The sequence below is a fragment of the Pedobacter jeongneungensis genome (genome assembly GCF_000633455.1).
Classification (GTDB): Bacteria; Bacteroidota; Bacteroidia; order Sphingobacteriales; family Sphingobacteriaceae; genus Pedobacter; species Pedobacter jeongneungensis_A.
This window is the reverse complement of the sequence record NZ_AYMG01000007.1, coordinates 67,385-79,497: the sequence shown is the minus strand read 5'-3', so window position 1 is coordinate 79,497 and position 12,113 is coordinate 67,385. Positions and strand designations below refer to the sequence as shown.

At 40.5% G+C, this 12,113-nt stretch carries 8 protein-coding genes; 2 read left to right on the top strand and 6 right to left on the bottom strand.

Going from position 1 to position 12,113, the window contains the following annotated elements; all coding sequences use genetic code 11:
• Positions 1-75: 75 nt before the first annotated feature.
• Together U859_RS0106085 and U859_RS0106080 are read right to left on the bottom strand one after the other, a co-directional pair.
• The gene (locus U859_RS0106085) at positions 76-804 is read right to left on the bottom strand and encodes an acyl-CoA desaturase (RefSeq protein WP_025142535.1); all 729 of its coding nucleotides are present in this window, start codon (positions 802-804) and stop codon (positions 76-78) included.
• A gap of 139 nt (positions 805-943) precedes the next feature.
• Positions 944-1,441, bottom strand: coding sequence for a phosphoheptose isomerase (locus tag U859_RS0106080; protein ID WP_025142534.1), 498 nt, complete (start codon positions 1,439-1,441; stop codon positions 944-946).
• A gap of 267 nt (positions 1,442-1,708) precedes the next feature.
• Here U859_RS0106080 and U859_RS0106075 point away from each other — a divergent pair, with 267 nt between their 5' ends.
• Positions 1,709-2,875, top strand: a complete 1,167-nt coding sequence (locus U859_RS0106075) for a chondroitinase-B domain-containing protein (RefSeq protein WP_025142533.1) — start codon at positions 1,709-1,711, stop codon at positions 2,873-2,875.
• Positions 2,876-3,066: 191 nt separating this feature from the next.
• On the opposite strand, the gene U859_RS30925 is transcribed toward U859_RS0106075, so the two are convergent.
• From U859_RS30925 to U859_RS0106055, 4 genes are all read right to left on the bottom strand, one after another.
• A complete protein-coding gene (locus U859_RS30925) occupies positions 3,067-3,954 on the bottom strand; it encodes a polysaccharide lyase (protein WP_025142532.1) in 888 nt (295 codons plus the stop codon).
• 269 nt (positions 3,955-4,223) lie between these two features.
• Positions 4,224-5,246: a LacI family DNA-binding transcriptional regulator gene (locus tag U859_RS0106065; RefSeq protein ID WP_025142531.1), complete on the bottom strand. Its 1,023-nt coding sequence runs from the start codon at positions 5,244-5,246 to the stop codon at positions 4,224-4,226.
• Positions 5,247-5,524: 278 nt separating this feature from the next.
• The gene (locus U859_RS0106060) at positions 5,525-7,405 is read right to left on the bottom strand and encodes a RagB/SusD family nutrient uptake outer membrane protein (protein WP_029985512.1); all 1,881 of its coding nucleotides are present in this window, start codon (positions 7,403-7,405) and stop codon (positions 5,525-5,527) included.
• A gap of 12 nt (positions 7,406-7,417) precedes the next feature.
• Positions 7,418-10,561 carry a SusC/RagA family TonB-linked outer membrane protein gene (locus tag U859_RS0106055; protein WP_025142529.1) on the bottom strand — a complete coding sequence of 1,048 codons (3,144 nt, stop codon included), beginning with the start codon at positions 10,559-10,561 and terminating at the stop codon, positions 7,418-7,420.
• 562 nt (positions 10,562-11,123) lie between these two features.
• On the opposite strand from U859_RS0106055, the gene U859_RS0106050 reads away from it, so the two are divergent.
• Positions 11,124-12,107, top strand: coding sequence for an aldo/keto reductase (locus tag U859_RS0106050; protein WP_025142528.1), 984 nt, complete (start codon positions 11,124-11,126; stop codon positions 12,105-12,107).
• Positions 12,108-12,113: the final 6 nt, after the last annotated feature.

The following is a 12,113-nucleotide window of genomic DNA, read 5'->3' as shown; positions in this document are numbered from 1 at the left end:
GGGGACACAGACCATGGCGCGAGAAAGAATTAACTTTAGCTTTTCAGCTTTAGTCTTTGAGCTTTAAGCTTCCCCTTAAACCTTCCTGATCTTAATAATCTTCATCCAGTGTAATACTTTCATTACCGGGTAGGTCGGATCAAATTCCCACCATTTGCTTGCAAAGTTGGGACTATTTGGTTTTTTATGGTGGTTGTTCTGAAAAAGTTCACCCATTAATAAGAAATCCCAAGGTAAGGAGTTTTTACTGTGGTCATCATTATCATGATTAGAATAACCGTATTTATGTCCGCACCAGTTTACAATTGCACCATGTAAAGGGCCCATTAAAAAGTGTACTGGCAATAAAATGTACAGCCACCAATGGTTGGCAAAAGCAATATAAAAACCAATATAAAATAAACCACATGCAATTCTCCAGGCCCACGAATTTCCTATTTTATCAACAATAGGCCATTCCGGATAATTACCCTGAAAAGCTGGCTCTGGCTGTATTTTAAACTGCAGATAATTCATATACATGTTTTTTGTAGCAATCATCATCCCGAAAACATCCTTAAAAAAATGTGGCGAATGCGGATCTTTTTCTGTGTCACTGTAGGCATGGTGCATCCTGTGCAAAATGGCGTAAGCCCTCGGGTTTAAAAATGAGGAACCTTGCGAAATCAGCAATACCAGGTAGAAAAACCGCTCCCAGAAAAGCTCCATTTTAAACATCTTATGTGATGAGTAACGGTGAAGGAAAAAGGTTTGACTGAAAAGGGATAAAAACCAATGGCAAAGAAAAAAAATGAAGATAATCATGTATGATGTGTATGCTTTATAAACGTAGTTTGAGGGCGTTTAGTTTTCCAGCGTATAGAAAACTGCTTTAGTTTAAGCGTTTAGAGTAAAAGGATCTTGCTCTGATTTGATAAAAACAAGATCCTTTTTAAAGTATTTATTATCTACCGAAATCGTCCTGAACGCGCACAATATCGCTTTCATCTGATGGGTTCGAAGCATCGGTATGTTGCCAGATTTCTGCCACAACTCCCCAGTCTTCTAAACCGATTAAACGGTGACGTTCGCCTTGCTGTAATTTGATCTGATCTTTTGGTGCATATTTTTTCACTTCACCTTCTTCGTCCGTCTGGCTGGTTTTAATACCAACTGTACCGGTAACCACTTGCCATATTTCGGCTCTGCGGTGGTGATATTGCCACGAAAGGCGTGTATTTGGAGCAACGATTAAAATTTTTGGACTTAATTTACCACCAATTTTAAGGTCTTCTACATTTAATCCATCAAAATAAGTATCGGCAAATTGTTGTGCCTGCGCTTCGTCTATAACAAAGAAACCACCCCAAGGACGGGTTTCATCGCGGTTTACTACATTAAAACCTTCAATTTTTAAACGTTGTGCTACGCTTTCGAATATTTCTTTTTTGTCGTTTGTCATTGATAATTATTTGTTTTCTAATGATTGTCGAGGTTTATAGGCATAAATAATTACCTATATGGTTCTATAATTGCCGCAAAAATAAGCCTAATAAATTAAAAAAGACCTCTCGTACCTTTTATTTTTTTAGGCAGAAACTACCTGGGTACGCTAAAACCATTCATAAGCCCATTAAATGCTGTAAAATTGCTGATAAAATCGATTTATTAATCATCATATCAGCCTTTGCTTTAGTATGTTTGAAGAAATATAACTCCCGCACTAACAATGATCCGTAAACTCAGTATTTTCATTTTATTATCTTTAATTTTCATGCAGGAAATCTCTGCCAAGGTATACCGCATTGGCTCAGAACAGGAATTTAAGGCTGTTCAATCTTTACTGATTCCGGGAGATGAGGTAGTAATCAAAAATGGAATTTATACAGATTGGTCTATAAGTATCAACAACAAAGGAACTTCGTTAAAGCCTATCATTATACATGCAGAAAAACAGGGTATGGTTATTTTTTCGGGAAGTGTTACCAAACCAATATTCAGCGTTTTAGGAGAATATGTTTTTATTAAAGGAATCAACTTTAAAGATTGTGTGTTAACTAAAACTGGTGTACTGATTGAGCTTGCTACCAGCAATAATTGCCGGATATCCAACTGCAGTTTTTCTGCAAACCAGGTTAGAACTCAATTTACTCCGCTGGTCATTATTTCAGGAAATGGCAGCAATAACGTAATTGAAGGTTGTAGTTTTATATCCAATGTGGATAACCAGGATGTGCAGGTTAAAATTACGAAAGATGCCTACCCAAAACTTACACTGATTGAAAACAACATTTTTAGGGATAAAAATAAAGTGAGCTGGCCAAATGCTAATGGTGGTGAATGTGTGCAGGTTGGACAGGATCCGGTATTATTGGGCAATCTAAAACCAGAAACTACCGTTCGCAAAAACAGGTTTATCCATTGCAATGGCGAAAATGAAGTGATCAGCAATAAAAGCAGTGGCAATAAATACCTTAACAATTATTTTGAAGATAATGATGGTGAACTGGTGATGCGTGGCGGCCACGATTGTATAATTGCCGATAATACATTTAAAGGTGGTACTGGCGGTATACGCATCAATGGTACGGGCCATCAAATAACAAATAATAAAATCGATGGTATCCAAACAGCAATCAGGTTGATGTATGGCATGGCTAGAGGAAAAGATGAAATCGGGTTTTACATTGCGGCGAGCGATTGTACCATAAAAAACAACACCATATCTAACGCCACAACGGGAATTTTGATCGGCGATAGTAAGGATGCGGACTGGACAGGAAAATTTGATACGAAAAGATACCCTTCGCCGGTAATGCAAAATGTGGCTCCTTTTAACAATATAATTGGAGAGAATAGTTTTAAAAATGTTAAGACGGAAGTGGTAAAGAAATAATAAAAAAGAGACTGTATCGAGCGTAGTTGTGAGCACTAAGGCAGCGTTATTTGTCGTTATCGTCATTCCCGCGCATGCGGGAATCTTAAAGCCTATGCATTACGATTCTCAATCATGTTGGGAATGACGTCCCTATCAAATATTACCCGGCGATTAAAATAACGGAACTATTCCTAATACAGTCTCTTTATCTATTGAATCTTATTCACCACAAGGTCATCAAAATAAATGTAACTGGTTTGGCTCGAACCCCATACCGCCACATCTTTTCCGCCCCTAAAATTGTGGAACGATAACCTGTTAATAAGGCGTTGCGCATCGTTGGTTGTCCAGCGGATCGATTGATCCAATACAGTTGTACCGTTAATAATCACCTGTACCTGACCATTTTTATTCGATCCGGTATTGCTTTTTACATAAAGGTGAACGGTATAGGTATCGCCCTTAACCAAACTACCTGATGACGGATAAGATTTACCAAAGGTATCACCACAAGGGCCTGCCATATCTCTATGGTACACATAAGGCTGAAAAAATACACGGCTACCAGTATTGTACCACATCAGGCGCAAACTTCCGCCGTTACCATCGCTGGCAATATCGCATCCGGTGTTTCCTTCGCCAATCAGGAAACCGAAACCAACTTTCCCTCCCCTGCTCCAATCGAACTGGCTATGGAAACGAACTTTAAAGGTAGCTTCGTAAGCAGAACCGTCTGATATATCAGCGCCAGCAATTAGGCCATTTGATACTGAGTTGGGAGCCAAAGTAGCCCTGGCCCAGTTGCCCGAAATATAGGCCCTGCTTTCGTTCCAGCCGGTTAAGCTGGCACCACCAAAATCTGCACTGGCTTCTCCGTAGGTATAAGCGCCGTCTGCGTGGGTAAATCCGGTGTTGATATTGCTTGGATATACCGCCGCGGCAGCTACAGCCGGATTGGCAGCAGCCAGTTTCTCTGAAGAGTTAATACTGCCTGGGGTTGGTTCTTCTGTTTTATCTTTCTGACAGCCATAAAAGCTCAGGGAAAGTATAAGCAATAGGGATGCAATAAAATGCATCGAATTCATTTTTAGGTTCATGTAATTTTTTTTAGATTTAAATTTGGTTAGTGTTTTTTTGCGGGTCGCAATGCCCTATCCTTGATAGTTCATTACCTGATTTTGTAAGAGTTTTTTATCTTTCTGTTTAGTAGTTATCTGATATACTAACTTAAATAAAAACGTAAACACAAACAGACACAGGCCATCTAAAAAACAGAAAAACACTCTCCTCTTGTTGTTACAACGATTGAAATAATGATAGCTTTAGCGCATAATCAATAGTACCCATTACACTATTTAACAGCAGTTTATACTATTTCATGAATCTTTAGGTTGCAGTTTACAATTACCTTTTTATAATCTTTGGCATCAATATCGCCATGAATGAGTTTAACCAATAAGGCAACAGCCTGCTCACCCAGCGATTCGGGATTTTCTTCTATTGAAGCAATTGGAGGCGAACTGAGGTAAGCAATAATCGGGTCGTTACCAAAACCAATACATTCGAGTTTTTGATGTTCCGGATGTGCTATAGATCTCAGGAATTTTATGGTATCAAAAAGCAGTTTTTCTTTAAAAGCAACCAAGGCTGTTGGTCCGTTTTCGGGATCGCTGAATAGGTTTTTAATGGCGGTAAGCGTATTTTCATCGTCAAAATCGGTATAGGCCACATGATTGGCATTAAAAGGGATATCGTTATCCTTGAGGGCATTGATATAACCTGAAAAGCGGTCGTGACTAAAATTGACCATTTTTGGTCCTCCGAGATAAGCCACTTTTTTGTGCCCTCTTTTGATGAGGTATTCGGTTGCCATATAACAACCCTGATGGGTGTTCCCTAAAACTTTATGGCAGTTGAGGTTAAAACTGGGGTTTCGGGTATAATAAACCACTGGTATACCGATTTTCTCGAACTGATCTAAATGTGCAAAATCCGAAGTCTGTTTTGAAATGGCTACAATTAATCCATCAACCCGCGAACCTAAAAGTGTGGCCGCAGCATTTACTTCCATTTCGAAATTATCGTGCGATTGGCTGATGATGATATTATAACCATTGGCCGTTGCCAGCTGCTCCATCCCATAAATACTACGGGTAAAAAAATGATCGGAAAGATTAGGCAAAATGATACCTATAATTCTCGATCTCCGGTCTCTTAGCCTTAAGGCCGAAATATCAGGCGTAAAATTTAACTGTGCAGCAAGTTCTTTTACGCGAAGTTTGGTGCTCTCTTTTATCCGCGGATAATCTTTTAATGATTTGGAAACGGTAGATATGGACAGTTTAAGTTCTTTTGCAATCAGTTTTAATGTAACAGGTTTATTTTCCATAGGTAAAGGATATTAGGCGTTACAAAAGTTAGTGCGATGGGTGAAGAGCGATTAAAATGGCCGGAACAGTGAGCAACTGCTCCAACACATAAAATTAAACCTATACTTATTTAAAGTGCTTTCTAAAGGCTATATGAATATTATAAAGTTAAAAACAAGTCGTTGTCAGTATGAGCGTAGTCTAAGACCCTTAATATTGGATAAATCAAAAAAGATTATCCTTCGACTACGCTCAGGATGACATCTTTTGATTTATCCATTAACTTAAAAACATTGCACTATTGGATTTTATCCAGAGCCGGTACATTATTTTCGTAACCGGTATAACCCTTGTTCTGATTGATGCGGCCGCCTGTATTAAACCGCTGCGCAGCTGCAGGAACTGGCCAAAGTACATGGTAAGGAGACATTTTAAAGTTTACACCCAATACGGTCGGCACCTTGTTTCGGTAAAAATCATTCTTTTCAATAATCCTGTCGTAAAAGAAATTATTATCAGAAAAGGATGCCAGGTTATAGGTTTTCCCGTTATAAGCTGGTTTTCCGGTCATCGCAAAAATGTAAGCGATACGGGTAAGCTCTGTTTTACGTGGCTCTTCGTAATACAACTCTCTTGCCCTTTCATCCAGGATGGTACCAATGTTAATGGCAGAAGCATCAGTAAGTAATGCGGCGTTGGCCCTGGAGCGCACCTGGTTTAAATCGGCCATTGCCAGACCTAAATTCCCCTTCCAATAATAGGCTTCGGCCCTTAACAAGTAAGTTTCAGCCAAACGGAAGATATACCAATCGGTATTGGTACCTCTTGGCGGAGTCCAGTATTTATCAACCGCCAGTGCATTGGTCGAATTGATAAAAGTTTTATAATGTGGCCAGCCAAAAAAGTGACGGATGGTGTCCAATCCTTTATTCAGGAACATATTATTCACATTGGCTGGTGTTACATCAACCAATGGTTTCCCGTACAATGCCCTTTCTGCAACATTGCTACCGGTTTTTATCGCTGGGTTGTTATATACCAGATCGGTCATATTCATCCACATGCCAGGTGCATGGCGATAATCGGTATTATCTGTCCAGATATTTTTGGTGCTGTAGGCAGTACCACGGTAACGGCCAATTCCCCTGCCATACATCAGGGTTAATGGAATCTCTACGTTCACCCCATCAACAATTGCCTGGGTAGCTCCTGATGGAGTTTTTAGATTGGCAAAATGCCACGCCGGAACACAGTTGCGCATCACCTGCGAACCCAGATCGGTAGCACCAGCAAGGGTTTCTCTATCAATGGTTAAAAAAAGTGCTTCACGATTAGCAGCTATGGCCTTATTATCCATACGGTGCAGGTCCCAAACCACGTTTTTGGTGGCATCGTTGGCGGTGCTTCCAAAACGGTTACGCATTAAGCTATAGGTACCACTGTTGATAACGTTATTAGCCGAGGTAATGGCGGCATCAAAATCGCCCAAAGCGAGGTTAACTTTAGTGAGTAAATGGCTGCAGGCGCCTTTGGTTACATCCCCACGGTCTACATTATCTTTTAGCCACTTTTCGGCAAACAAAAGATCTTCCTGCATTTTTTTCAATATTACTTCGCGTTTAGTAGAATAATAGTCCAGTTTTGGTGCGGTAATATCTTTTAAATTTAAAGGCACATCGCCAAACTGGTGTACCAAACGGTAATAATAATAAGCACGGTAAAAATAAGCGGCACCCAGGATGGCATTTTTTTCGGCTTCATCTTTATAAGTTACATTATCGATGTAAGTAATCACCGTGTTTGCCATCCTTACCCCTCTAAAACCTTCAGTCCAGTAAAACCCGATCCTGTTAAAATCCGGATTATCAAGATTGGCATCTGGTGTTACGCGGGTATCCATATCCTGTGCTTGTGTGGTTTTATCGGTTGTTCCATCTACAGCTACTTCCGAGAAGATAGATTCGGTTACAATGGGTGCCATATCGCCGGTAAATTCTCTCCTAACATTGGCTCCAATGCCTGCAATAGCAGCTTTCATGGCAGCTACGCTTGTTAATGCGGTTTGAGGCTCCAGCTGTGATAACAATTCTGAATCAAGATTCGATTTTTTACATCCATTGGCTGATAACAGCATGGTCAGGGCCAGAAATGGAATTATTTTTTTATATGTGATATTCATCTTCGTCATTTTTTAAAAGGTAACATTCAGTCCGAAAGTGTAAACTCTTGGGGTTGGTACAGGGTTTCCGTTATTATCTGCGGTTTGTGGGTCCCACTGGTTCCAGTTTGGTGCATACACCCCGAAATTGCTCACATTGGCATATACTTTTGCACTCTGCACCCTCAGTTTACCTAAAAATTCTTTCGGCAGGCTATAGGCAAGGGCAACAGTATTTAACCTGATGAACGAGCTTTTGCGGTAAGCATTAAAGGTTACACCACTTAAGCCAGAATTGAGGCGGGCATAATCGTTAATCGGGTTTCCAGGTGTCCAGTAAGGTACTACATAGGAACTCGACCGGCCAAAACCCACACTTCCGGGCTGATTTTTAGCCTGGTTATCGGCCCTAAGCTGTCCCCAGCTTGAAATCAGCTGGAATGAAAAATCGAAATTTTTATAAATATTGAAATCATTTCGTAACGACCAGTTGAACCTTGGGCTCCGGTAACCGATAAACTGTTTATCGAGATCGTTATAAACATAGTTACCATCTACATCCAATAGCTTAAAATCGCCGGGTTTAATGCCTTTGTTAAATTTATTGGCTTCTGCTACTTCATTTTCCTGCCAAACGCCCAAAATTTTATATTCCCAGATCACGTCGATGTCCTTACCGATAAACCATCCGTTCCCAGGGTCATCATTCGGGGTTGCCAAAGCCACAATTTCATTGCGGTTAAGCGAAAAGTTAGCGGTAGTACTCCAGGTGATGTTACCCCCGGTGAAGTTTTTAGTGGTTAAACCAAGTTCGAAACCCTTATTATTTACACGGCCTAAGTTGGCAATCACATTTACATAACCCGATGCTGATGACAATGATTGGCCGATCAAGAGATCGGAAGTTTTTTTGTCATAAAGCTCAAGCGATCCACTGATCCGGTTGTTCAAAAACCCAAAATCCAAACCGAGGTTTAAAGATTTCGTTTTTTCCCATTCCAGGTTAGGATTGCCCAGGCGGGAGCTGTTTACCACCGTATTTACCTCGCCCGGGGTACCACTGCTGTTAACCGATTGATATTTACCACCCGTTAAAGTCTGGATTGACACATAAGGATCGATAACATTATTTGCATCCCTGATCTCCCTGTTTCCATTAATACCGTAAGATAAACGCAGTTTTAAAAAGTCGATCCATTTAACCGGTTTCAAAAAGCTTTCTTCACTCACTGTCCAGGCTACCGCAGCTGCTGGGAAATTGGCGCGTTTTTTTGAAGCTCCAAATGCAGAGTAACCATCTCTACGGATGGAACCGGTTAATGCATACCTGCCCTTGTATGAATAATTAATCCTGGCCAATAAAGCATCACCTGTGTACACTTTATCATCGCTGCTAACGGTCGGTTTGTTCCCACTTTGAATATTGTGGTAACCCAGCACATCAGTTGGCGCAAAGCCCTCGTTGCTGGCAATGGTGTACCAGGTAGAATATTTTTCACCATTTACCAATAAGGTTACATCTACATTATGATCGGTTGCAAAGGTTTTATTCCATTTTAAGAGGTTATCCAGTTGCCAGTTGTACCTGGTTTCCTGTGCTCTTGAGGCTGAACCGCCCGGTACGGTAACATTTGGATTTTTAGATGAAAGGTGGTTAAAGGTACGGTACTGATCTAACCCCGGACTAAAATTGGCCTGATAAGTAATGCCAAAAGGCAATTGCACCTTGGCGTAAATGCTGCCAAATAAGGTGCTCTGTTTTTGTAACCTCGAATTGTAAGTCTGATCAAGAAAAGGGTTACGTGCATTAAGACCGTTATCATCTGTCGGGATCCTTCTTAAAGAACCATCAGCATTATAGAAATCGCCATAGGGAGATAAATCCGGAAGTTGTGAAAACTGTGCTTCAATTGCCCCCTCATCACGATCGGCAAACTGCAGGTTCATACCCAGGGTTAAAAATTTTGCTGCTTTACCTTCGAGGTTTAACCTGGTACGAAAAGTACTGAAACCACCACCTGCAATAATGCTTTCGTTTTTAAGATACCCTAATGACATGTAATAGGAAACTTCTTCTTTTTTACCGCTCAAACTCAGGGTATGGTCCTGGCGTTGCCCTGTAACAAAAAGCATGTCGTACCAATCGGTTGTTTTTCCGGCCAGATAATTTGCTTTTTCATTAGCCAATAACCCGAGCCGGCTTAGCCAAAGGTCAGTTGGATTGGTAGTAGTTTGCCCGTTTAACCACTGGGTAAGGGTTACACCTTCTGGCAAGTTATTCGGATCGTTATAAATATAGGGTGGATTAACACCGCCACTACGTTGCACATCTGCACGCCAGTTTAAAAAACCTGGCCCATCGTATACAGGTTGATCCTGTGCTAAAGTAGCCATCCCAAAGTTTGTATTTACAGTAATGGTGGGTGCCCCGCTTTTTCCTTTTTTAGTGGTAATGGCTACCACACCTGTTGCAGCTTTTGCACCATAAACGGCAAGTGAGCTGGCATCTTTAAGTACATCTACAGATTCGATATCATTGGGGTTGATATCAGATAACTGACCGATAAAAATTACCCCATCCAATACAATTAGCGGTGTGGTAGTACCGGTAAGGGTAGTTTTTCCACGCACCAGGAGATCTCCGCCGCCTTTGGCACTGTTGTTAAACCCCACGCTTAAACCCGGAATGTTACCACGGAGGATATCGGTAACACTATTCGGGTTTTCATTTTCAAGTTGTGTAGCTTTAATACTCGATACGGCTCCGGTAACGTCTTTTTTCTGTGCCGTACCATAACCAATTACCACTACATCGTTCAGCCCCTGTGAGGCATCTTCTAAAGTAATGTTTATTGTGCTACGGCCATTCAAAGGCACTTCCTGCGTTGTGAAACCCACAAAAGTAAATACCAGTGTCTGGCTGGTTCCTTCTGCTTTGAGGGTGTACTTTCCGAGGGCATCGGTAAGGGTTCCTGCCTGAGTATTTTTTAGCCTTACACTTACCCCGGGGAGGGTTACGCCTTTATTGTCTTTAACGGTACCCACAATCGTGGTTTGTGCAAAAGCATTAAAACCTGCAAAGAGCGCGAGGAGCACAAAGGCCATTTTTTTTGCTTTACCCCTACAGGTATGCTTGAGGTATAGGAATATACCCCCTTGATTGTAAATCTTACTCATATTTATAGTTTAGTTAATGGTTAGTTTTTTATTTGGCACGTTATGGGAAGAACGGACAAAATGTTTTCAGCATAAAGTGGGTATATCAGCCGGAAAAAAAATGAATAATACCAGCATAGCGGTATATAGATTGACTCGTAAACATAGGTTATTCGGTTAGGCTTATTTTATCTAATATAAAAACGAGTGGAGCGAGATGTAAAAAACTATAATTCAAATAACCCGAAAATCTGCGTCAGCGTTGATTTACAACGATGTAATTAATTTCAGGATTTCAATATTTTAGTTATAGATGCCTCTTCAGCCACTATCATCCTTAGCCAAGCAAAGGATCCCTAACCTAAAAAGTGCTACCTTTTCATACTATTTTAACAGATTCTTCATTGCATTCAGAATGACAAATTATGGCGCCGTTATCCGTTCTCATCCTTCGCTGTGCTCAGGATCTTTTCTTTTCATATATAACACACAAGTATCATTATTATAATACATCAACCCAATTTAACTTATTTTGATAATAGCATCGGTTTGTGAAATTTTGCCCGCTCAAAAAACATAAATCATGGAATACAGAAAATTAGGAAATACAGAACTGAAATTATCAGCAATCGCATACGGAGCCTTTGCAATTGGCGGTAACATGTGGGGTGGAAATGATAGGAAGGATTCGGTCGAAGCCGTTAAAGCATCAATAGATAAAGGAATCACAACCATCGATACCGCACCTTTTTATGGCTTTGGTTTAAGCGAAGAAATAATTGGCGAGGCCATTAAGGGCTACGACAGAAATAAAATACAATTACTTACTAAATTTGGATTAGTTTGGGACGGGAGTAATCATGGCAGAGGAGAACATTTTTTTGATGCAGAAAACAATGGAAAAGCAGTTCCCATTTACCGCTATTCTACAAAAGCCTCGATTATCAAAGAAGTGGAAGATAGCCTTAAACGTTTAGGCACCGACTATATCGATCTTTTGCAACAGCACTGGCCTGATCCAACTACGCCGATGGAGGAAACCATGGAAGCAGTGGCACAATTGATTAAAGATGGGAAAATACTTGCAGCAGGACTTTCTAATGCAGGTGTTAACCTTTTAGAAAATGCATCCAAAGTATGTCAGCCTGCATCAAACCAGGTATCTTTTAGTATGCTGAACAGGGCAATCCAGAAAGAACTAATTCCTTACAGCGTAGAAAACAATATTGGTATTATTGCTTATAGCCCAATGGAAAGAGGGCTTTTATCGGGTAAATATTTCAATAATGAAAAACTAAAGGCTAATGATCACCGTAATAGCTATTTCAGTCAGTTTGATCTCGAAGCAGTAAAAACGTTCTTGGAAAATATAACACCGATAGCAGAAGCAAAAAATGCAAGTATGGCGCAATTGGTTTTACGCTGGACAACTTTGCAGGAAGGCATTACAGTGGTGCTTGCAGGTGCAAGAAATGCAGAACAAGCGGTATCGAACGCTGCAGCTATGGATTTTGAAATCAGTAATGAAGAACTTGCTTTTATTAATACAGCGCTGGAGAAACTGTAGGTATTA